The organism is Antarcticimicrobium luteum (assembly GCF_004358185.1).
Lineage (GTDB): Bacteria > Pseudomonadota > Alphaproteobacteria > Rhodobacterales > Rhodobacteraceae > Antarcticimicrobium > Antarcticimicrobium luteum.
This window is the reverse complement of the sequence record NZ_SMUV01000073.1, coordinates 242079-261185: the sequence shown is the minus strand read 5'-3', so window position 1 is coordinate 261185 and position 19107 is coordinate 242079. Positions and strand designations below refer to the sequence as shown.

The 19107-nt window shown below is 67.1% G+C and carries 22 protein-coding genes; 12 read left to right on the top strand and 10 right to left on the bottom strand.

Annotated elements, in window-relative coordinates:
• Window positions 1-13: 13 nt before the first annotated feature.
• The 6 genes from E1832_RS19795 to E1832_RS19770 form a co-directional block, all read right to left on the bottom strand.
• Window positions 14-739: a Crp/Fnr family transcriptional regulator gene (locus E1832_RS19795; RefSeq protein WP_245514054.1), complete on the bottom strand. Its 726-nt coding sequence runs from the start codon at window positions 737-739 to the stop codon at window positions 14-16.
• 58 nt (window positions 740-797) lie between these two features.
• Window positions 798-1151, bottom strand: a complete 354-nt coding sequence (locus E1832_RS19790; RefSeq protein WP_133361506.1) for a DUF2946 family protein — start codon at window positions 1149-1151, stop codon at window positions 798-800.
• A gap of 33 nt (window positions 1152-1184) precedes the next feature.
• Window positions 1185-1649 (bottom strand): copper chaperone PCu(A)C, encoded by a 465-nt coding sequence (locus tag E1832_RS19785; RefSeq protein WP_133361505.1) that lies wholly within the window; start codon window positions 1647-1649, stop codon window positions 1185-1187.
• 357 nt (window positions 1650-2006) lie between these two features.
• Complete coding sequence (locus E1832_RS19780; RefSeq protein ID WP_133361504.1) at window positions 2007-2366, bottom strand: polyketide synthase; 360 nt, start codon at window positions 2364-2366, stop codon at window positions 2007-2009.
• 312 nt (window positions 2367-2678) lie between these two features.
• On the bottom strand, window positions 2679-2996 hold the full coding sequence (locus E1832_RS19775; protein WP_133361503.1) for a DUF1244 domain-containing protein: 318 nt from the start codon (window positions 2994-2996) through the stop codon (window positions 2679-2681).
• A 162-nt stretch (window positions 2997-3158) separates the two neighbouring features.
• Complete coding sequence (locus E1832_RS19770) at window positions 3159-3896, bottom strand: N-formylglutamate amidohydrolase (RefSeq protein ID WP_133361502.1); 738 nt, start codon at window positions 3894-3896, stop codon at window positions 3159-3161.
• A gap of 141 nt (window positions 3897-4037) precedes the next feature.
• On the opposite strand from E1832_RS19770, the gene pyk reads away from it, so the two are divergent.
• From pyk to E1832_RS19745, 5 genes are all read left to right on the top strand, one after another.
• Window positions 4038-5483 carry a pyruvate kinase gene (gene pyk, locus E1832_RS19765; RefSeq protein WP_133361501.1) on the top strand — a complete coding sequence of 482 codons (1446 nt, stop codon included), beginning with the start codon at window positions 4038-4040 and terminating at the stop codon, window positions 5481-5483.
• A gap of 5 nt (window positions 5484-5488) precedes the next feature.
• On the top strand, window positions 5489-5713 hold the full coding sequence (locus E1832_RS19760) for a hypothetical protein (protein ID WP_133361500.1): 225 nt from the start codon (window positions 5489-5491) through the stop codon (window positions 5711-5713).
• A 111-nt stretch (window positions 5714-5824) separates the two neighbouring features.
• On the top strand, window positions 5825-6025 hold the full coding sequence (gene rpmI, locus E1832_RS19755; RefSeq protein WP_133361499.1) for a 50S ribosomal protein L35: 201 nt from the start codon (window positions 5825-5827) through the stop codon (window positions 6023-6025).
• 14 nt (window positions 6026-6039) lie between these two features.
• Window positions 6040-6405 carry a 50S ribosomal protein L20 gene (gene rplT, locus E1832_RS19750; RefSeq protein ID WP_133361498.1) on the top strand — a complete coding sequence of 122 codons (366 nt, stop codon included), beginning with the start codon at window positions 6040-6042 and terminating at the stop codon, window positions 6403-6405.
• A 151-nt stretch (window positions 6406-6556) separates the two neighbouring features.
• Window positions 6557-7291 (top strand): bestrophin-like domain, encoded by a 735-nt coding sequence (locus E1832_RS19745; protein ID WP_165978933.1) that lies wholly within the window; start codon window positions 6557-6559, stop codon window positions 7289-7291.
• Window positions 7292-7300: 9 nt separating this feature from the next.
• Here E1832_RS19745 and E1832_RS19740 read toward each other — a convergent pair whose 3' ends face one another.
• On the bottom strand, window positions 7301-8506 hold the full coding sequence (locus E1832_RS19740) for a YbfB/YjiJ family MFS transporter (protein WP_133361496.1): 1206 nt from the start codon (window positions 8504-8506) through the stop codon (window positions 7301-7303).
• 130 nt (window positions 8507-8636) lie between these two features.
• On the opposite strand from E1832_RS19740, the gene pheS reads away from it, so the two are divergent.
• From pheS to E1832_RS19720, 4 genes are all read left to right on the top strand, one after another.
• Window positions 8637-9710: a phenylalanine--tRNA ligase subunit alpha gene (gene pheS, locus E1832_RS19735; RefSeq protein ID WP_133361495.1), complete on the top strand. Its 1074-nt coding sequence runs from the start codon at window positions 8637-8639 to the stop codon at window positions 9708-9710.
• Between the two features lie 76 nt (window positions 9711-9786).
• Window positions 9787-12180, top strand: a complete 2394-nt coding sequence (pheT, locus tag E1832_RS19730; RefSeq protein ID WP_133361494.1) for a phenylalanine--tRNA ligase subunit beta — start codon at window positions 9787-9789, stop codon at window positions 12178-12180.
• A 149-nt stretch (window positions 12181-12329) separates the two neighbouring features.
• Entirely contained in the window at window positions 12330-12971 is a 642-nt protein-coding gene (locus tag E1832_RS19725) for a phosphoribosyltransferase (protein ID WP_133361493.1), read from the top strand.
• Between the two features lie 60 nt (window positions 12972-13031).
• On the top strand, window positions 13032-13481 hold the full coding sequence (locus E1832_RS19720; protein WP_133361492.1) for a YtoQ family protein: 450 nt from the start codon (window positions 13032-13034) through the stop codon (window positions 13479-13481).
• Here E1832_RS19720 and pdxR read toward each other — a convergent pair.
• Complete coding sequence (gene pdxR, locus E1832_RS19715; protein WP_133361491.1) at window positions 13478-14893, bottom strand: MocR-like pyridoxine biosynthesis transcription factor PdxR; 1416 nt, start codon at window positions 14891-14893, stop codon at window positions 13478-13480. The genes E1832_RS19720 and pdxR overlap by 4 nt on opposite strands.
• A gap of 82 nt (window positions 14894-14975) precedes the next feature.
• On the opposite strand from pdxR, the gene E1832_RS19710 reads away from it, so the two are divergent.
• Window positions 14976-15623 carry a pyridoxamine 5'-phosphate oxidase family protein gene (locus E1832_RS19710; RefSeq protein WP_133361490.1) on the top strand — a complete coding sequence of 216 codons (648 nt, stop codon included), beginning with the start codon at window positions 14976-14978 and terminating at the stop codon, window positions 15621-15623.
• Window positions 15624-15645: 22 nt separating this feature from the next.
• Here the strand turns inward: E1832_RS19710 and E1832_RS19705 are convergent, their stop codons facing one another.
• The gene (locus E1832_RS19705; protein ID WP_133361489.1) at window positions 15646-16344 is read right to left on the bottom strand and encodes a glutathione S-transferase family protein; all 699 of its coding nucleotides are present in this window, start codon (window positions 16342-16344) and stop codon (window positions 15646-15648) included.
• A 157-nt stretch (window positions 16345-16501) separates the two neighbouring features.
• On the opposite strand from E1832_RS19705, the gene mscL reads away from it, so the two are divergent.
• Complete coding sequence (mscL, locus tag E1832_RS19700) at window positions 16502-16936, top strand: large conductance mechanosensitive channel protein MscL (protein ID WP_133361488.1); 435 nt, start codon at window positions 16502-16504, stop codon at window positions 16934-16936.
• Window positions 16937-17036: 100 nt separating this feature from the next.
• Window positions 17037-17822, top strand: a complete 786-nt coding sequence (locus tag E1832_RS19695; RefSeq protein ID WP_206021082.1) for a mechanosensitive ion channel family protein — start codon at window positions 17037-17039, stop codon at window positions 17820-17822.
• Between the two features lie 149 nt (window positions 17823-17971).
• Here the strand turns inward: E1832_RS19695 and ald are convergent, their stop codons facing one another.
• Window positions 17972-19090 carry an alanine dehydrogenase gene (gene ald / locus E1832_RS19690; RefSeq protein ID WP_133361486.1) on the bottom strand — a complete coding sequence of 373 codons (1119 nt, stop codon included), beginning with the start codon at window positions 19088-19090 and terminating at the stop codon, window positions 17972-17974.
• Window positions 19091-19107: the final 17 nt, after the last annotated feature.

Sequence of the window (19107 nt, the reverse complement as noted above, 5' to 3'; positions counted from 1 at the left end):
TGTCATGAAAGGGTCAGGCCGCGCGGTGCGCGGGCGCATCGCCGGTGAGGGTGTGCAGGGCGGTCGGGTTCAGCACCTGAACCCGGCTGGGCTGAGGCAGGGCGATTATCCGGGCCTTTTCCAGCCTGCGGATCTGGCGCGAGACGGTCTCCAGCGTCAGGCCGGACATCTGTCCCAGTTCGGCACGGTTTACGGGCAGCACCAGCTTACCCCGCTCGCCCTGCCGGACATGGAACCATTCGAGCATCGAGGCCACGCGCTCGGACGCGGTCTTGCGGCCCAGCAGTGTCTGCCAGCGATGCGTTTCGGCGATCTGGCCTTGCATCAGGTGCAGCAGGTTGAGCCGCAGGCGTGGAATTTCCGTCGCCAGCGCGTCAAAGTTGGTGCGGTCGCAGGTCAGCAGCACTGTCCGTTCGAGCGCGCTCAACCGGCCGCCGGATCCGCTCGGACCCAGCGGCGACAGTAACTCGCCCGTGAAGGTCAACGCAAAAAGCCTCCACGCGCCCTGCGCGTCGCGCACGTCCTCGCGCAGGGTGCCGCAGAGCAGCAGCGCGACAAAGGGCGCATCGGCCGGATTTCTGGGGACAGGCTCGCCCGGATGAAACAGGTTTTCGCTGAAATTGCGCTGGATGTGGTGCGCCTCGCGGCGGGTCAGGCCGCGGAAAAGTGCGGGGGGCAGGTGTTTGCGGGCATTCAGGCTGAGGGCCTTTGCTGCCCATTGGTGGTTCATCGCGTTCATGTGGAACGTCCTTGTCTTGGATCGCGGGACAAGGGGCGCGCGGCCCCCGGTGGAAGGATCAGACCTGGACGGGGGGCGCACGGACGCGATGACGGGTGGGGCGGGATTGACCGGTGGGCCGTTGCGCCGTGATGGCTGGCGGAGCCGTGGGCCAGCGTGGCAGGCGGACCAGGGCGCCGATCGGCGTCGGGGCCTCGGTCCCGGCGACGCTAACCTGAACGCAATGCGGCTGGTCGTGGTCGGCATCCCCGGGATGGCCGTCCTCGACGGGAATGGCCTCTCCGTCATCGGTCAGCCAGACCTCCTGGGTGCCATCGGAGGTGCACAGCACCAGCCGCATGCCATCGGGCCCCTGCGCACGCATCAGCCCGTTCGGCACGGTGGCCGTGCCGAGCAGCGCCAGAAGCAGCAATGCACGTGTTATGAGGCCCGCAAGATACAAGGGTCAGTGACCGCTGTGATCCGTTGAATGATCGGCCCCGTTTGCGGGATCGACCATGAATTCGACAGCCACTTCGCCCGCATTCCGGAAGATCAGCGTGGCGGGGATCATGTCTCCTTCAACCGCCGGGCTGGTCAGGCCCATGAACATCACATGGTCCCCTCCGGGTTCCAGATTGATCACCTCGCCCGGCGCGATGGTCAGGCCGGCCAGCGGGTGCATCCTGGCGATGCCGTCCTCGAAGATCGTGCTGTGCAGCGTCGTCGAGGCGGCGAAGGGCGTGCGCACGCCGATCAGTTCCTCGGGCGTGTCGCCGTCGTTCGAGATGGTCACATAGCCTGCCGCCGACTGGGCCGACGCGGCAGGCGCGGGGATCGATGGGTGGATGATGTGCAGGTCGCCGGCCATCCGGTCATGCGCCGCCAGGGGCGTGCCCAGCAGCATCAGGGAAAACAGTGCGCGTTTCATGCTGGTCCTTTCAGGGGGTCGGCCCGGTTGATCCGGGCGGGGTGGTCCTCGGGCCATGGGGCGGTATGGCCCGGTCTGGTCAGGAAGGTCTGATCGGTGAGGCTTCCGAGACCGGCGATGAGGCCGCCGATTTGGGCCTCGGGGCGGCCCGGCACCGCTTAGGTCGCGTCACAGGCAAAGGGCTTGCCGCCGATCCCGGCGTCGAAACCGATCGGGATGGGCCGGCCCGCCAGCGCGGCAGTCACGGGGAGCCAACAGGCAAGCGCCGCGCGACATACGAAGGATGTCATGGGTGTTCTCCAATGTCCGAACCCGGGCAAGACCGCCGGGCAAGCGTTTCACGAAAAGCGAAAGGCGTCAGACAGTCGGAGGCGCGCGCACCCGGCGTGTGGCCCCGACGCTCAGGGCATACGAGATGGATGGTTGCGGCGTCCAGTCGGCGAGGTCGAGCGAAAGCGCGGCGACAATCATCGAAACGGCCGGTTCTGGCAGGGACATGGCCGCGTGCAGGCGACAGGCATCACAGCCCTGTTGCGCGCCCTTGCCTCCGACGCCACCGCAAATTTCGGATGCCTCCAGGTCGAAGGCCTGAGCATAGTCCAACGCCGCCTGCTCGGCGGGCGTTACGAAACGATGCGCAAAGCCTGACGTTGCCAAGGCAACAATCATCAGCACGATCAGCGCGCGCAGGGGAAATATCCGCAACAGGAACCGCATTACACCGACTGGATAGCATGGCCCGGGAAAACAGCAAGCGTCACCCGCGTCGCAGACTTGCTTTCGATTGATGTGTCCTCGTCGGAAGGCTCTCGTGCGGCCGGGGAAATGCTGCGAGAAAATCCACCCCGCGTTTCCGCCGTTCGTGTCGTCCGCAGCGAACGACCGTTCTCCGCCCTTCCGGCACGTTGCGCTGGCAGGTGATGGCGCCGGAACAAATGTCCACTTCGGCCTGCGAGCAGTCCAACACTCCCGCAGCCCTGAACCGACCGGCAGCGGTTGAGGCCGCGATCCGGCTCCAGCGCCTCCCCCTCAGCCCTTCTCTTTCCCGACGTTCTCCGCAAATGCCGTCTCGAAGGCCGCCTGTTTCTCCGGGCTGGCCTCGGTCTGGTTCTGCGTCTTCCACTGGTCATAGGGCATGCCGTAAAAGGCTTCGCGCCCCTCGTCCTTGGTCATCTCGATGCCGCGCGCGTTGGCGGCCTCCTGGTACCAGCGGCTCAGGCAGTTGCGGCAGAATCCGGCCAGATTCATCAGGTCGATGTTCTGCACGTCCGCGCGGTCCTGCATCAGGTGCTGTTGCAGCCGGCGAAACGCCGCGGCCTGAATTTCGATTTCGGTTTGTTGATCCATGTGCGCGCTCCCTTGCCGTCGGGGACAGATTTAGGGGCAATCGGCGCCGCTGTCACCCGTCGCGGGGAAATGTACTAAACGGCGCGAAAATTCCCCAAACTGCATGTCGCGGGGTCCGGGTCCGGCCCGAAGTGTGTACGAAACGGCCCGAAAACTCCCCGATCAGAGCCCGGAGCCCTCCAGCGCGCGCTGCAGCAGCGGCGCCAGCCGCTCGGCCCAGGCCCGCTGTCCGGCCTCATCCGCGATCAGGTCGTTGCGCAGCTCGATCAGTACATTCGGCCGGCCCTGCGCCAGCGCATGCTTGTCGATGGAATCGCCGGGCAGGTGGCCGCTGTAGGGTTCGTTGTCGCCGACGGTCAGGTCGCCCTCGGCCTCCAGCAGCCGGATCAGCGGCCGCGCCAGCCGGTCGTCGCGGGCGTAAAGCACGCCGATCTCCCAGGGGCGCGGATCGCGGCCGCGCAGCTGGCGGGTAAAGGAGTGAACCGACAGGATCACCGCATGGGGCAGGGCGGCCAGCCGTCCCAGCGCCTGGTGATAGGGCCGATAGCACAGGGTCAGCCGGCGGTCCCGTTCGGCCGCGTCGGCCTCGCGGTTGGCCGGGATCACCGAGCCGTCATAAAGCTTCATCAGCAGGGTCGGATCGTCCTCGCCGCGGTTGGGATCGATCACAAGGCGCGAGAAATTCGATGCGATTACAGGACCATCCAGCAATTCGCCCAGATGTCGGGCGACGCCATAGGCGCCCACGTCATAGGCGATATGGCGCTCCATATCCGGGCGCGGCAGCCCCAGTTCGCCGCCGCCGATCTGCGGCGGCACGGTGTTGGTCGCATGGTCGCAGGTGACCAACCAGCGGCCGGGACGGGTTTCACCATGGAGGAAATACGGAGTATATGTCATTTGCCTGTCATCGTTTTGCCGACACCTTTAGGGCAGTTGCCCGAAAATGGGAATTGGGCAATAACCGGTGGGCGGGTGTTTGCGGTAACATGCCGTGACCGGGGCGCGATGCGCCTGCATCTGAAGCAAGGAGAGTGTGGAATGAGGCGCCTGCGAAACGTCAAGATCGTGGCCACCCTGGGGCCGGCGTCGGAGGATTACGACACCATCCGCGCCCTGCATGAGGCCGGCGCCGACGTGTTCCGCCTGAACATGAGCCACGGCAGTCACGACGAGATCCGCGAAAAGCACCGCATCATTCGCCAGATCGAACGCGACCTCGACAGCCCGATCGCCATCCTGGCCGACCTGCAGGGGCCGAAACTGCGCGTCGGCACCTTCGCCTCGGGCCCGTTGGAGTTGCGGGACGGCGCCGCCTTTCGCTTCGACCTCGACGGCGCGCCGGGGGACGCATCCCGCGTCTGCCTGCCACATCCCGAGATCTTCCAAGCCCTCGCGCCGGGCGCGACGCTGCTGGTCAACGACGGCAAGATCCGTCTGCGGGTCGAAAGCTGCGGCGCCGATTTCGCCGACTGCACGGTGATCGCGGGCGGCGAGATTTCCGACCGCAAGGGCGTGAACGTGCCTGACGTGGTGCTGCCGCTGGCGGCGCTCTCGGACAAGGACCGCGCCGATCTGGAATTTGTCTGCACGCTGGGTGTGGACTGGCTGGCGCTGTCCTTTGTCCAGCGCGCCGAGGATGTGACCGAGGCGCGGGCGCTGGCCGATGGGCGCGCCGCACTGCTGGCGAAGATCGAGAAACCCTCCGCGGTGGAGCGGTTCGACGAGATCCTCGCCGTCTCGGACGGGATCATGGTGGCGCGCGGCGATCTCGGTGTCGAACTGCCGGTGCAGAAGGTGCCGCCGATCCAGAAGCGGCTGATCCGCAAATGCCGGGCCGCCGCCAAGCCGGTGATCGTGGCCACGCAGATGCTGGAGAGCATGATCGAAAGCCCGATGCCCACCCGCGCCGAGGTTTCGGACGTGGCCGCCGCGATCTACGAGGGGACCGACGCCATCATGCTCAGCGCGGAATCGGCCGCCGGGCAGTATCCGGTCGAGGCGGTGCAGACCATGGACAAGGTCGCCGCCGAGGTCGAGGGCGACCCGAATTACCCGGCGATCATCGCCGCCTCGCGCCAGACCGAGGGGCACACGATCGCCGATGCCATCGTCGCGGCGGCGCGCGAGATCGCCGAGACCACGGATATCAAGGTGATCTGCTGCTTTACCCAGAGTGGGACCACGGCGTTGCTGACCGCGCGGGAACGCCCCGGCGTGCCGATCATCGCCATGACCAGTCAGCGCGGCACCGCGCGGCGGCTGTGCCTGAGCTGGGGTTGCAACTGCGTCATGACGGCCGAGCTGGAACGCTTCAAGGGGGCGGTGGTCAATGCCGCCCGGGCCGCCCGCGCCGGCGGGTTCGCCACCGAGGTGGATCAGATCGTGGTCATCGCCGGGGTGCCGTTCAACGTGCCGGGCACCACCAATATCCTGCGCGTCGCCCCCTGCGACGAGCGGTTGATCTACAACACCGACCCGGGCTGAGGCGCGTGGATCCCGACCTGATCCTTGTTCTCGGCCTGATGCTGATCGTCTTTGCGATTCCGGCGGCGATCTCGGCCTACAGCGACAACCGCCCGCCGGTCGCGCCGGCGGCGACGCTTCTGATCGCGGCGGGTATGATCCTGTTCGCCCATATCCGCCATCCCGTCGGCTATGCGCCGCGCGATGTTGCGGATGTGTTTTTCACCGTGATCGGGCGCTACATGCCATAAAGGGCTTGCCACCCTTTGCGGATTTGCCTACATGGCCCCTCTGACCGCGCGACCGGCTCAAGTGGCATGCCGAGTCGCGTTTGTAACCGACCCGAAAGACAGGAGACGGAAATGCCCAAGATGAAGACCAAATCGAGCGCCAAGAAGCGCTTTAAGGTGAGTGCGACCGGCAAGGTCATCACTGCCCAGGCCGGCAAGCGCCACGGGATGATCAAGCGCACCAAGAAATTCATCCGCAACGCGCGTGGCACCACCACGATGTCCGCCCCCGACGCCAAGATCGTCAAGGGCTTCATGCCCTACGACCGCTAAGAGGAGATTAAGACATGTCCCGCGTTAAAGGTGGAACCACAACCCACGCCCGTCACAAGAAGATCGTCAAGGCCGCCAAAGGCTATTACGGTCGTCGCAAGAACACCTTCAAGGTGGCCACCCAGGCCGTCGACAAGGCCAACCAGTATGCAACCCGCGACCGCAAGAACCGCAAGCGGAATTTCCGCGCGCTGTGGATCCAGCGGATCAACGCCGCCGTGCGTTCCCATGACGAATCGCTGACCTACAGCCGCTTCATCAATGGTCTGGCCAAGGCCGGCATCGAGGTGGACCGCAAGGTTCTGGCCGATCTGGCCGTGCACGAGCCGGCAGCCTTCGGCGCCATCGTCGACCAGGCCAAAGGCGCGCTGGCCGCCTGAGCCAGGCGAAAAACGGATTGAGGAAAGGCCGCCCTGCCGGGCGGCCTTTTTTTGTTGGCGCAGGTGGAAACCCGGTATTGAATTGACTGGCGCCGGCAGAGGCCGGCGACAGCAAGGGAGCGAGGGTGGGGGGCAGGTTTTTGGGGGCTTGATGTTTGCCGTCGGCACGGCGGGACTGGTGCTGGCGATCTATTTCCTGGCCCGCGCGGGTCTGGCGCGGCATGTGCGGGACGAGACGCGCGAGCTGGCCGGGTCGGTGGTGTTCCGCATCTCGGCGCTGCACGGGCTGATCCGGGCGCTGGTCTTCGCGCAGGAAACCGTGGGGCGGTACAATCTGGAACAGGAGACGATCCACGAGGCCTCGGCGCTGACCGATCTGTATTTCGACATCGACCGGCACGGCTCGGATCGGAGGGAGGAGATGCGGGCCGAGTTGCGGGCCTATGCCGAAACCGTCTACGGCGCCGAATGGGCGCAACTGGGGGAAACCGGGCGGCTGAGCGGCGCCGCCTGGGGCCAGTGGGAGAAGGTCTATGACATCGCGCTGGACCTACAGGTCGACACGCCCCGGCAGGAGAGCCTGCGCAGCGCGATGCTGGCCGATCTCGAAGAAATCGCCAAGATGCGCGACAACCGTGAAAGCCACGGGTTCTCCGGCAACCTGGTGCCGTTCTGGTTTGCGGCGGTGTCCGGGGTTGTCCTGATCTCGTTCTCTTATTTCTTCTTCAGCCCGCTGCCTTTGAATCTCCTCCTGTTGTCCATGTTCGGCGCCTATACCGGGATCGTGCTATTTCTGATCTATGCGTTCTCCAATCCCTTCTCGGCGCCGGGCGTGCTCGAGCCGGTGGCGGTTGAACGGTTCCTCGCAGACACCGCGCCGCCGTAGCGCGGCGGATCATTCCCCGGCGATCGGCCGCTGCAGCAGGGCGATCAGCGCGCCGGCGGCCAGGATCGCCGCCGCCGCCAGCAGCCCGTTGCCGATATCGCCCGACATGTCGCCCAGCCAGCCGGCCGCTACGGGCCCGATGGTCTGGGAGACGGCGAAGACCACGGTGAACAGGCTGATCGCGGCGCCCCAGCTTTCCATCGGCAGGTTGTGGCGGGTGAAATTCGTCACCGCGCCCGGCGCCATGAAGACAGAGAGGCCGAAAATCATCGCCGAGACCACAAGGCCCGGGCCCGAGGGGTAGATCACCGCAAGGCCGGATCCAACGGCGATGCAGAGCAGGATCATCGCCAGCGGCACCCCGCTGGCGAAACGGGCAAAGACCGGCCGCCAGACAAACGGCGACAGGCACAGGCACACCCCCAGCAGCGCCCAGACCGCCGCGATCAGCCCGCCGCCGGAGCCCTGCTCGGTCATCCAGGCGCTGAGGAAGGTCATGTAGACGATATAGCCCAGCCCGAAGGCGGCATAGCCGGCGATCTCGGGGCCCATGCGGGCCAGCGGCAGGCGCACGCGCGGTGCCCTGCCCTGCCGGGGCGGACGCAGGCTTTCCGAGGCCCAGAGGCTGAGCGGGGCGAAGACCACACAGGCGATGCCGACCAGATACCAGCCGATCGGCCAGGAGGCGGGGCCGTACCACTCCAGCATCAGCGGCAGCGCGCCGCCCGCCAGAACGATGCCCGAGCCGCCGCCAAAGCCGAACAGGAACGCGATGGCCAGCGCGTTCTTGCGCGGGTTGTCGCGGAACAGCTGGGCCGCCAGCGCGCCGCCCGAGGAAAACGACAGCGCCCCGAATACGCCCGCCAGCACCCGCCACAGCGTCTGCCACCACAGCGCCGGGTCATACCCGGTGACCAGCAGCGCCAGCGTGGTGGTGACGATGCCGAAGCTGAACAGGCGCGACGGGCTGATGCGGGCGATCAGCAGCATGGTCAGCACCGCGCCGGCCAGGTATCCCAGCGCGTTGGCGGTGTTGAGCCAGCCGGCCTGGGCATAGCTCCAGCCCAGTTCCGATTTCATCGCCGGCAGCAGCAGGCCATAGGCGAACCGCGCGAAGCCGTTGGTGATGCACAGTCCCAGCGCCAGGCCCAGCAGCACCAGCCAGGGCCGCCGTTCGGCGACGCCGGTCCTGCCGCAATGCTCCGATGTGCTCATGCCTGCCTCCCTGCCTGCCTGTTGGCGGCACCCTAGCGGCGGCCGGGGGAGAGTGTCCATCCGGTCCGCCCGGCTTGCATTCGCGGGGCGGCGGGGCTAGCAGGACGTGACCAAGTATCGGGGGACCGTCATGGACGATCTTAAGGCAAAATATCTGGCGCAGATCGCCGAGGCGGCGGACGAGTCCGCGCTGGAGACGATCCGCGTCGGCGCGGTGGGCAAGAAGGGCGAGATCAGCCTGAAGATGCGCGAACTGGGCAAGATGACCCCGGAAGAGCGGCAGGTTGCCGGCCCGGCGCTGAATGCGTTGAAGGACGAGATCAACAGCGCGCTGGCCGCCAAGAAGGCGGCGCTGGGCAATGCGGCGCTGGACGCGCGGCTGCGCAGCGAATGGCTGGACGTGACCCTGCCGGGCCGGCCGATGCGCCAGGGCACGCTGCACCCGGTCAGCCAGGCCACCGAGGAGGTCACCGCGATCTTTGCCGAGATGGGCTTTTCCGTCGCCGAAGGGCCGCGGATCGAGACCGACTGGCATAACTTCGACGCGCTGAATATCCCCGGCCACCACCCCGCGCGGGCCGAGATGGACACGTTCTACATGCACCGCGCCGAGGGGGACAATCGCCCGCCGCATGTGCTGCGCACCCACACCAGCCCGGTGCAGATCCGCTCGATGGAGCAGCAGGGCGCGCCGCTGCGCATCATCTGCCCCGGCGGCGTCTATCGCGCCGATTACGACCAGACCCATACGCCGATGTTCCATCAGGTCGAGGGACTGGCGATCGACACCGATATCTCCATGGCCAACCTGAAATGGGTGCTGGAGGAATTCGTGAAGGCCTATTTCGAGGTCGACGCGGTCGAGCTGCGCTTCCGCGCGTCGCATTTCCCCTTTACCGAACCCTCGGCCGAGGTCGACATTCGCTGTTCCTGGGAAGGCGGCACGCTGAAGGTGGGCGAGGGCGACGACTGGCTCGAGATCCTCGGCTCCGGCATGGTGCACCCCAAGGTGTTGCAGGCCGGCGGCATCGACCCCGACCGCTATCAGGGCTTTGCCTTTGGCATGGGGATCGACCGGATCGCGATGCTGAAATACGGCATTCCCGACCTGCGGGCGTTCTTCGACAGCGACCTGCGTTGGCTGCGGCACTACGGGTTTTCCAGCCTCGACGTGCCGACGTTGCATGGCGGGTTGAGCAGGTAATGTAGGGTGGGCAGTCTGCCTCCCTTCGACAGATACTGGTGGACGGATCGCCCACCCTACGAGACGGACGAAAACCATGAAATTCACCCTCTCCTGGCTGAAAGACCACCTCGACACCACCGCTACGGTGGACGAGATCGCCGAGGCGCTGACCGATCTGGGCCTTGAGGTCGAAGGCATCACCAACCCCGCCGACCGGCTGAAAACATTCACGCTGGCCAGGGTGAAACATGCCGAACAGCATCCCGACGCCGACCGGCTGCGGGTCTGCACCGTCGAGACCGACGAGGGCGACAAGCAGATCGTCTGCGGCGCCCCCAACGCGCGCGAAGGCATCACCGTGGTGCTGTGCAAGCCCGGCGATTACGTGCCCGGCATCGACGTGACCCTCTCGGTCGGCAAGATCCGCGGTGTCGAGAGCCACGGCATGATGGCCTCGGAGCGCGAACTGGAGCTGTCCGACGAGCATGACGGCATCATCGAGCTGCCCTCGGGCGAGGTCGGCGAACGGTTCGTCGATTGGCTGGCCGAGAACGATCCGGCCAGGATCGACCCGGTGATCGAGATCGCCATCACCCCCAACCGCCCGGACGCGCTGGGCGTGCGCGGCATCGCCCGCGATCTGGCCGCGCGCGGTCTGGGCACGCTGAAGCCGCGCGAAACCCATGCGGTGCCGGGCGAATTCCCCTCTCCGATCACCGTCACCATCGACGCCGATACGCTGGACGGCTGCCCGGTCTTCACAGGTCGGGTGATCCGGGGCGTCAAGAACGGCCCCAGCCCGCAATGGCTGCAGAACCAGTTGCGCGCGATCGGGCTGCGGCCGATCTCGGCGCTGGTGGATATCACCAATTTCTTCACCTACGACAGCAATCGCCCGCTGCACGTCTTTGACGCCGACAAGGTGTCAGGCGATCTGCGGGTGCATCGCGCCAAGGGGGGCGAAACCCTGCTGGCGCTGGACGACAAGGACTATACGCTGGTCCCCGGCATGATGGTGATCTCGGACGACACCGGCCCGGAAAGCCTGGCCGGGATCATGGGCGGCGAGGCGACCGGCTGCACCGAAGAGACGGTGAACGTCTTTCTCGAAAGCGCCTATTGGGACCACGTGCAGATCGCGCTGGCAGGCCGCGCGCTGAAGATCAACTCCGACGCGCGTTATCGCTTCGAACGCGGCATCGACCCGGCGTTCACGCTGGAGGGGCTGGAGCAGGCCACCCAGATGATCCTCGATCTGTGTGGCGGCGAGCCCTCCGAGGTCGTCATCGCCGGCGCCATCCCGGACCAGTCCCGCGCCTACAAGCTGGACCCGGCGCGGGTGCAGTCGCTGGTGGGGATGGAGATCCCCGAGAGCGAACAGCGTCAGACTCTGACCCGGCTGGGGTTCCGGCTGGAGGGCAATATCGCCCATGTGCCCAGCTGGCGCCCCGATGTGCAGGGCGAGGCCGATCTGGTCGAGGAGGTGGCGCGCATCGCCTCGCTGACGGGGCTTCAGGGCCGGCCGCTGCCGCGGATCACCGCGGGGGTGCCGAAACCGGTGATGACGCCGATGCAGCGCCGGTTGCAGACCGCGCGGCGCACCTCTGCCGCGCTGGGTTATAACGAGTGCATCAGCTATTCCTTCATCGATCAGGCCTGCGCCGCGCTGTTCGGCGGCGGTGACGGGGCGATGCTGGAAAACCCGATCAGTTCCGAGATGAGCCACATGCGCCCCTCGCTGCTGCCCGGGCTGCTGCAGGCGGCGGCGCGCAACCAGGCGCGCGGCTTTGCCGATCTGGCGCTGTTCGAGATCGGCCCGGCCTTCCACGGCGGCGAACCCGAGCAGCAGCACGAGATGATCGCCGGCCTGCTGGTGGGCCGCACCGGGCCGCGCGACGTGCATGGCACCACCCGCCCGGTCGACGTCTTTGACGCCAAGGCGGATGCCGAGGCGGTGCTGGCCGCCATCGGCGCGCCGGCCAAGGTGCAAATCCTGCGCGACGGGCCGGACTGGTGGCATCCGGGCCGGCACGGGCGGATCTGTCTGGGTCCGAAAAAGGTGCTGGGCATCTTCGGCGAGCTGCACCCGCGGGTGCTTGAGGCGATGGATGTGAAGGGGCCAGCGGTTGCCTTTACCCTGTTCCCGCAGGAGGTGCCGCTGCCGCGCAGATCGGGCGCCACCCGCGCCGCGCTGGAGCTGCGCGACCTGCAGGCGGTGGAGCGCGATTTCGCCTTTGTCGTCGATACCGGGGTCGAGGCGCTGACGCTGGTCAATGCCGCCGCCGGCGCCGACAAGGCGCTGATCGAGGATGTGCGCGTCTTCGACGAGTTCATCGGCGGTTCGCTGGGCGAGGGCAAGAAGTCGCTGGCGCTGAGCGTGCGGCTGCAGCCCCGTGACAAGACCCTGACCGAGGCCGAGATCGAGGCGGTGGGCAGGAAGATCGTCGAAAAGGTCGCCAAGGCCACCGGCGGCGTGCTGCGCGGCTGAGGCGGCCCCCTCCGGGGGGGGGGCGTGTTCGGGCGACGAGGAAGGGGGCGCGGCGGCGCCCCTTTTTGCATGCGGCGGTCCGGGGGCTGGCCGGGGCGCGCGGCGCGCGGCATAGTGGGGCGGGCCGGGTGCGATATGGAGGCCGCAGCATGTTTCAGGATCGTGACGACGCCGGAAAGCAACTGGCCAGGGCGGTGGCCCGGGCCGCGCCGCAGGATCCGGTGGTGCTGGCCCTGCCGCGCGGCGGCGTGCCGCTGGCCGCAGAGGTCGCCGGGGCGCTCGGCGCGCCGCTGGATCTGGTGCTGGTGCGCAAGATCGGCATGCCCGGCCATGCCGAGCTTGCCGCCGGCGCGATCGTTGACGGGCCGGCACCGACCACGCTGTTCAACACCGCGATCCTGCGCGCCGCCGGGCTGAGCGAGGCGGATTTCGAGGGCCGGATCGACGCGCTGAAGGCCGAGATCGAGGACCGCCGCGCCCGATACCTGCCCGGGCGCGATCCGGTGCCGGTGGCGGGCAGGACAGCGATCCTGGTCGATGACGGCATCGCCACCGGGGCCACCATCCGCGTGGCGGTCAAGGCGCTGCGCGCGCAGAAACCGGCGGCCGTCTGGATCGCGGTGCCGGTGGCCCCGGCCGACATCATTTCGCGGCTGGAGGCGGAGGCCGACAGGGTGATCTGCCTGGAAGCCCCACAGGAGTTCTGGGCGGTGGGCGCCCATTATCGCGAGTTCGGTCAGGTCGAGGATGCCGAGGTGACCGCATGCCTTCTGCGGTTCGATCAGGGCTAGTGGCCTTGGGCGCGCCCGCGCGCTATGTCGGAGGCAACGAGGAAATCGAGGAACCAGCCCATGACCCTGAGTGTTTATCTTTCCGGCGAAATCCACACCGACTGGCGTGAACAGATCATCGCCGGGGCCGAAGGGCTCGATGTGGCCTTCAGCGCGCCGGTGACCGATCACGCTGCCAGCGACGATTGCGGTGTGGCGATCCTGGGCGCGGAGGACAACAAGTTCTGGCACGATCACAAGGGCGCGATGGTCAACGCCATCCGCACCCGCAAGGGGATCGCGGACGCCGATGTTGTAGTGGTGCGTTTCGGCGAGAAATACAAACAGTGGAACGCGGCCTTTGACGCAGGTTATGCCGCGGCGCTGGGCAAGTCGATCATCGTGCTGAACCCGCCGGAGCATCAGCATGCGTTGAAAGAGGTGCATGCCGCCGCACTGGCCGTGGCCGAAGAGCCGGCCCAGGTGGTCGAGATCCTGCGCTATGTGCTGACCGGCGCGCTGCCGGGCTAAGCCGTCCTGAGCGCGGCGGTCAGGCGGATCACCGCCGCCTCGATCCTCTCCGGGGCAAAGCCCGCATAGCCCAGGATAAGCCCCTGCGGTCCGGCCCCGCCGGGCCAATAGGCGGAGAGGGCGCGCAGACTGATCCCGGCCTCTGCTGCCTCGGCGGCGATTTCAGTATCGGAAAGCCCGCGCAGGGCAGGCCCGATACCGCAGAGCAGGTGCATCCCCGACGGGTCCGGCGGCGCGGTCAGGTGGTCGGGCAGATGGCGGGCGAGCGCGGCGCGCAGCACCTTCTGCCGCTGGCCATAGATCCGGCGCATCCGCCGCAGGTGGGTGGCGAACTCGCCGCTTTCCATGAACCGTGCCAGCGCCGGTTGCGGCACCAGCGAGGCGCGCGGGCCGGTTTCCGCCAGCGCCGCGCGGACCGGGGTCAGCAGGGCGGCCGGCACCACGAAATAGCCCAGCCGCAGGGCGGGCGAGAGCAGTTTGGAGAAGCTGCCGACATAGATCGTCCATTCCGCCGCCAGCGAGGCCAGCGCCGGCAGCGGCGCGCCGGTATAGCGAAACTCGCTGTCGTAATCGTCCTCGATCACCCAGGCCGCGCTCCGCTGTGCCCAGTCGAGCAGCGCCAGACGGCGCGGCAGCGGCATGGTCATGCCGGTGGGGTGGTGGCGCGAGGGGGTGACGATGGCGCCGCGGGCGTCGCTCCCCTCCGGGAGGAGGGCGCCGTCGCCGTCCACCGGCATGGGCGTGGTCCCGAGGCCCGCGCGCCGCAGCGCTCGGCGCATGGGGGCATAGCCGGGCTCTTCGGTCAGTACCGCCTCGCCGGGGCGGAAGGCCGCGTGCGCCAGCAGCTCGAAGGTTTCCACCGCGCCCGAAGTGATCACCACCTGACCCGCGGCGCAGGCGATGCCGCGCCAGGCGGCCAGATGCGCCGCGATGGCGGCGCGCAGTGGCGGCCAGCCCAGCGGATCGGGCCGGTCCAGCAGTGCCGGGTCCGGCCGCCGCCAGGCACGGTCCAGATGGCGCGCCCAGGCGGCGTGGGGGAACAGGGTCATGTCGGGGATGCCCGGCTCGAACGGGCGAAGCGGTTGCGGCCCCTCGGGCACGGGACCGACGGGTCCGGGCGCGGCGGGCGGGGCCAGATCCGGCAGATCGCGCGCCACGAAGGTGCCGGCGCCGGGCCGGGTTTCCAGATAGCCCTCGGCGATGAGCTGGTCGAGCGCGGTCAGCGCGGTCTGGCGCGACACCGAGAGATCGAGCGCCAGCTGGCGGCTCGCGGGCAGACGGGCGCCGGGGGCGGCCTGTCCGATCAGGATCAGGTGGCGCAGCGCCTCGGTCAGCTGTGTGTGGAGCGGCTGGCGGCCACGCCGGTCGAGGCCGAGCGCCAGCAGCGCGGCCTGAAAATTGGTATTGGTCATTTTGTCAGAACTGGTCATTTCAGAAATACCAATCCCATGCCACAGAGACGGCGACAAGTCACACAACCGAAAAGGACCGCAGATGTCGCTGGAGATCACCGACCGCAGCCGCCTGCGCCGCGCGCATGAGCGCGGCCTGCACGACCGGGACACGGTCAATGCCATTCTCGACGCCCAGCCGATGTGCAGCGTGGGCTATGTGATCGACGGCAAGCCCTATGTCACGCCCACCCTGCAATGGCGCGAGGGCGATCACGTCTATTGGCACGGTTCCAGCGCCAGCCGGGCGCTGCGCGCCAGCAAGGGGGCCGAGGTCTGCCTGACCGTCTCGATCCTGGACGGTTTCGTGATGGCGCGCTCGGGTTTCCATCACTCGGTCAACTCGCGGTCGGTCATGCTGTTCGGGACCGCCTTCGTGGTGCCGGAGGAGGAGAAGGAGGCGCGGCTCTCGACCTTTGTCGATGGGCTCTGGCCGGGGCGGGCGGCGATGCTGCGCCCGAACAATGCACAGGAGCTGAAGGCGACCACGGTGCTGGGCCTGAAGATTGCCGAGGGCTCCGCCAAGGTCCGCAGCGGCCCTCCGGGTGACGATGAAGAGGATTACGCGCTGCCGATCTGGGCCGGTGTAATCCCGGTCGAGACCCGGGTGGGCCCGCTGCAGCCCGATCCGCGCAACCTGGATGGCGTCGAGGCGCCGGAGCATCTGACCGGCTTCCGGTGGCCTGGCTGAGCCTTGTCCGCGCCGCGCGCGATCAGTCGCGCGGCGGGGTGACCAGCCCGGTTTGCACCGCCGGCCGCTGGAGGAAGCGATCAAGATAGGCGTTCGTGCGCGGAAAGTCAGCCCAGCCCACGATTTCGCGCGCCTCGTAACGCTCCAGCACGCGCAGCCAGGGGGCGATGGCGATATCGGCGATGGAATAGTCATCGCAGACCCAGCCGCGCCCTTCCAGCCGCCCCTCCAGCACCGCGAGCAGCCGCCGGGTTTCAGTGATATAGCGCTGGCGCGGGCGGGGATCCTCGATCTCGGCACCGCCGAAGGCGTAGAAGAATCCAAGCTGCCCGAACATCGGGCCGACCCCGCCCATCTGCCACATCAGCCACTGGATGATCTGCATCCGCTCGGTCGCGGTGTCGCCAAGAAGCTTGCCGGTCTTTTCCGCCAGATAGATCAGGATCGCGCCGCTTTCGAACAGGGCCATCGGCCCGCCGTCCGGCCCGTTCGGGTCGATGATGGCGGGGATCTTGTTGTTGGGGTTGAGCGACAGGAACTCGGCGCTTTTTACATCCGCGTCCGCCAGCGTGACCTTGTGCGCCTCATAGGGCAGGCCGGTTTCCTCGAGCATGATCGAGGCCTTGACCCCGTTCGGCGTGGGAAAGGAGTAGAGCTGGATCACATCCGGATCGCGGGGCGGCCATTTGCGGGTGATCGGGAAGGCAGAGAGATCGGGCATGGTCGGTCCTTTTCGGTCGCGCCCCGCATAGCCGATTTCCCGGCCCGATGACAGGGCCCGGCCGCCGCGACGGCAGGCGTTCACAGAACCTGCAAGCTGCACTAGTCTTTCCTGAGGCGCAAACGCAGAGCGCCCGATTTCATGGGGACCAAGGGACATGATCAAGGAATTCCGAGACTTCATCGCAAAGGGCAACGTGATGGACATGGCGGTCGGCATCATTATCGGCGCTGCCTTCACCGCGATCGTCAAGTCCATGGTGGGGGATCTGATCAATCCCATCGTCGGGCTGTTTCTGGGTGGGGTGGATTTCACCAATCTCTATGTCGTGCTGTCAGGCGAGGTGGCCCCGGGCGCCAGCCTTGAGGCCGCGCGCGAGGTGGGGGCGGCCGTCTTTGCCTATGGCGCCTTCATCATGGCGGTCATCAATTTTCTGATCATCGCCTTTGTCGTCTTCATGCTGGTGCGCTACGTCAACAAGGTGAAGGATATGGCGCTGCGCGAGGAAGAGGAAACCACGGCCGAGGCCGAGCCATCGGGGCCGTCCGAGCTGGACGTTCTGCTGGAAATCCGCGACGCGCTGAAACGGTAAACCCATGCGCAGGACGGCCCTGTCCGGGCGGCGACCCGCCTTCGGGACGGGCCGTCTTGCCGATAGAAAGGAGATTTGAGTGCAACATTTTACCGGTGAGATGAGCGCGTTGGCGCCGCTGATCCTCAATGTCGTCAAGGCGGTGGTCGTTCTGATCCTCGGCTGGATCGCGGCCGGCGCCATCGGCGGGCTGGTCCGGCGCAGGGTGAACGCCACACCGCAAATCGACCCGACACTGGGCAATTTCCTGGCCAGCACGGTCAAATGGGTGATCCTGGCGGTCGTTCTGGTCGCGGTTCTGGGCATTTTCGGCATCCAGGCCACCAGCATCGTCGCCATCCTCGGCGCGGCCTCGCTGGCCATCGGTCTGGCGTTGCAGGGCACGCTCAGCGATCTGGCCGCAGGCGTGATGCTGGTGATCTTCCGTCCCTACAAGCTTGGCCAGTTCATCGACATCGGGGGCACCTCGGGCACGGTGAAGGATCTCACCCTTTTCACCACCGAGCTGGCGACGGCGGACAACGTGCAGATCATCGTACCCAACGGCAAGGCCTGGGGCGAGATTATCATCAACTATTCCGCCCATCCGACCCGGCGCGTCGATCTGACCTTCGGGATCGACTATGGTGACGACGCCGACACGGCGATGCAGATCATCCTGGACACCGCCCGGGCCGATGGCCGCGTGCACTCGGACCCGGAACCCTGGGCGCGGGTGACCAATCTGGGCGACAGTTCGGTCGATCTCACCGCGCGGCTGTGGTGCGACGCGGGCGATTACTGGGATCTGAAATTCATCCTGACCAAGGCGGTGAAAGAGGCGTTCGACAAGGGCGGCATCTCGATCCCCTATCCGCATCAGGTAGAGATACAGAAACAGGGGTGAATCGCCTGCGTTTTGTACAGTTTGAACCGGCCGGATTTTCCGGCCGGTTTTTCTTTGCGCGCGGAGGCCGTCAGGCAAGAAAAATGCCGGCCGGGCGAACCCGACCGGCGCACCTGGGGCAGAAGGGGTGCCCCCGGCGTAAGCGAAGATCAGGACTTCACGATGACCTGCGGCGAGACCACGTCGATCCCCAGCGCCTTGCCGACCGCGTAATAGGTCAGCTGGCCCGCATGCACGTTCAGCCCGTCCAGTAGGTGCGGATCGTCGAGGCAGGCCTGTCTCCACCCCTTGTCCGCCAGCGCCAGCATGAAGGGCATGGTGGCATTGCCGAGCGCGATGGTCGAGGTGCGCGCGACCGCGCCGGGCATGTTGGCGACGCAGTAATGCATGATCCCGTCCACCTCATAGATGGGATCGGCATGGGTGGTCGCGCGCGAGGTCTCGAAACAGCCGCCCTGGTCGATCGCCACATCGACCAGCGCCGCGCCGGGCTTCATGCCGGCAAACTGATCGCGGCGCACCAGCTTGGGCGCCTCGGCACCGGGGATCAGCACCGCGCCGATCACCATGTCGGCCTCGCCCAGATGTTCGGCCAGCAGCCCGGCCGAGGAATAGCCGGTGCTGAACGTGCCGCCAAAGACATCGTCCAGATAGCGCAGCCGTGGCAGCGAACGGTCCAGAACGGTGACGTCCGCGCCCATGCCCGCAGCGATACGGGCGGCATGGGTGCCCACGACGCCGCCGCCGATGACCAGAACCTTGGCCGGGCCGACGCCGGGCACGCCGCCCATCAGCACACCACGCCCGCCATTGGCCTTTTGCAGCGTCCAGGCGCCGACCTGGGGTGCCAGCCGTCCGGCCACCTCGGACATCGGCGCCAGCAGCGGCAGGCCGCCGCGGTCGTCGGTGACGGTTTCATAGGCGATCGCGGTGCAGCCCGAGGCGAGCAGATCGCGGGTCTGTTCCGGATCGGGGGCCAGGTGCAGATAGGTGAACAGCAGTTGCCCCTCGCGCAGCATCTTGCGTTCGACCGGCTGCGGCTCTTTCACCTTGACGATCATGTCGGCGGTGGCAAAGATTTCCTCGGCGGTCTGCAGGATCGTCGCGCCGGCGGCCTCATAGGCGGCGTCGTCGAATCCGGCGCCGGCGCCGGCGCCGGTCTCGATAACGACCTGATGGCCGTGCATCACCGCCTCATGCGCGGCATTGGGCGTGACGCCGACGCGGAATTCCTGTGGCTTGATTTCTTTCGGGCAACCGATTTTCATGGTGCCTCCTCCCTTCG

Coding starts and splice junctions, on each gene's coding strand:
- E1832_RS19795 (WP_245514054.1), bottom strand. CDS start 739: ATGAACGCGATGAACCACCAATGGGCAGCAAAGGCCCTCAGCCTGAAT.
- E1832_RS19785 (WP_133361505.1), bottom strand. CDS start 1,649: ATGAAACGCGCACTGTTTTCCCTGATGCTGCTGGGCACGCCCCTGGCG.
- E1832_RS19780 (WP_133361504.1), bottom strand. CDS start 2,366: ATGCGGTTCCTGTTGCGGATATTTCCCCTGCGCGCGCTGATCGTGCTG.
- E1832_RS19775 (WP_133361503.1), bottom strand. CDS start 2,996: ATGGATCAACAAACCGAAATCGAAATTCAGGCCGCGGCGTTTCGCCGG.
- E1832_RS19770 (WP_133361502.1), bottom strand. CDS start 3,896: ATGACATATACTCCGTATTTCCTCCATGGTGAAACCCGTCCCGGCCGC.
- pyk (WP_133361501.1), top strand. CDS start 4,038: ATGAGGCGCCTGCGAAACGTCAAGATCGTGGCCACCCTGGGGCCGGCG.
- rpmI (WP_133361499.1), top strand. CDS start 5,825: ATGCCCAAGATGAAGACCAAATCGAGCGCCAAGAAGCGCTTTAAGGTG.
- rplT (WP_133361498.1), top strand. CDS start 6,040: ATGTCCCGCGTTAAAGGTGGAACCACAACCCACGCCCGTCACAAGAAG.
- E1832_RS19745 (WP_165978933.1), top strand. CDS start 6,557: ATGTTTGCCGTCGGCACGGCGGGACTGGTGCTGGCGATCTATTTCCTG.
- E1832_RS19740 (WP_133361496.1), bottom strand. CDS start 8,506: ATGAGCACATCGGAGCATTGCGGCAGGACCGGCGTCGCCGAACGGCGG.
- pheS (WP_133361495.1), top strand. CDS start 8,637: ATGGACGATCTTAAGGCAAAATATCTGGCGCAGATCGCCGAGGCGGCG.
- pheT (WP_133361494.1), top strand. CDS start 9,787: ATGAAATTCACCCTCTCCTGGCTGAAAGACCACCTCGACACCACCGCT.
- E1832_RS19725 (WP_133361493.1), top strand. CDS start 12,330: ATGTTTCAGGATCGTGACGACGCCGGAAAGCAACTGGCCAGGGCGGTG.
- E1832_RS19720 (WP_133361492.1), top strand. CDS start 13,032: ATGACCCTGAGTGTTTATCTTTCCGGCGAAATCCACACCGACTGGCGT.
- pdxR (WP_133361491.1), bottom strand. CDS start 14,893: ATGACCAATACCAATTTTCAGGCCGCGCTGCTGGCGCTCGGCCTCGAC.
- E1832_RS19710 (WP_133361490.1), top strand. CDS start 14,976: ATGTCGCTGGAGATCACCGACCGCAGCCGCCTGCGCCGCGCGCATGAG.
- E1832_RS19705 (WP_133361489.1), bottom strand. CDS start 16,344: ATGCCCGATCTCTCTGCCTTCCCGATCACCCGCAAATGGCCGCCCCGC.
- mscL (WP_133361488.1), top strand. CDS start 16,502: ATGATCAAGGAATTCCGAGACTTCATCGCAAAGGGCAACGTGATGGAC.
- E1832_RS19695 (WP_206021082.1), top strand. CDS start 17,037: ATGAGCGCGTTGGCGCCGCTGATCCTCAATGTCGTCAAGGCGGTGGTC.
- ald (WP_133361486.1), bottom strand. CDS start 19,090: ATGAAAATCGGTTGCCCGAAAGAAATCAAGCCACAGGAATTCCGCGTC.